Genomic DNA, 972 nt, shown 5'->3' with positions numbered 1-972 from the left:
CTAGGGCGCGTCCTCAAAGTGGTTGTGGCTGATCTGCTTTGCGACCGGTGTTGATCTGTTTTGATGTCGCGTTGTGGTGCGCAGGCATGAGTTGACCGATGAGCAGTGGCAGGTCGTGGCAGTCTTGCTGCCGGCGTCGGGGGTCAAGGGCCGCCCCAGGGTGGACGACCGGCGGGTGGTCAACGGCATGTTGTACAAGGCCAAGACCGGGATCGCGTGGCGGGATCTGCCCGAACGGTACGGGCCGTGGAAGACCGTCTACAACCGGTTCTGGCGCTGGTCGCGCAATGGCACCCTGTCGTTGTTGGTGGCGCGGGTGCGGGTGATCGCTGACGCGGTCGCCGAGCTGGATCGGGAGGTGTCGGTGGATTCCTCGATCGTGCGGGCCCACCAGCACGCGGCCGGTGGGCGCCGCGGCCGGGTGATCCATACCGGCGGGGAGCGGGTTCTACCCCGGGACGTGCGGCGAGCCCGCTGACCATGCAATCGGTCGTTCTCGTGGCGGGCCGACGACGAAGATCCACCTGGCCTGCGACGGGCTCGGGCGTCCGTTGTCGATCGTGCTGACCGGCGGCAACGTCAACGACTGCACCGTGTTCACCCGGGTGCTGGCCGGTATCCGCATGCCACGACCCGGTCGCGGCCGGCCCTGGACTCGGCCGCGGCGGGTGCTGGCCGACAAGGGCTACTCCTCACGCGCGATCCGGGAGTACCTGCGTCGGCGTGGGATCGCCGCGACGATTCCCGAACGCTCTGATCAACAGGCCCACCGGCGTCGCCGCGGCAAGATCGGTGGGCGCCCACCGACGTTCGACCCGGCAACTTACCGCCGCCGCAACGTCGTCGAGCGTTGTTTCAACCGGCTCAAGCAGTATCGGGCCGTCGCCACCCGATACGACAAAACCGCAACCTCCTACCGCGGCATGCTCGACCTGGCCACCCTGCTCATATGGCTTTGAGGACAGGCCCTAG

1 pseudogene is annotated in these 972 nt (G+C 67.6%); it reads left to right on the top strand.

What is annotated here, in order from left to right:
- Positions 1 to 76 precede the first annotated feature (76 nt).
- Positions 77 to 959: pseudogene (locus ACRWNM_RS36530) on the top strand (IS5 family transposase).
- Positions 960 to 972 lie beyond the last annotated feature (13 nt).

Source organism: Nocardia sp. bgisy134, assembly GCF_965341865.1.
Classification (GTDB): Bacteria; Actinomycetota; Actinomycetes; order Mycobacteriales; family Mycobacteriaceae; genus Nocardia.
The sequence above is the reverse complement of the archived record's forward strand: the minus strand, read 5'-3'. Positions and strand labels throughout refer to the sequence as shown.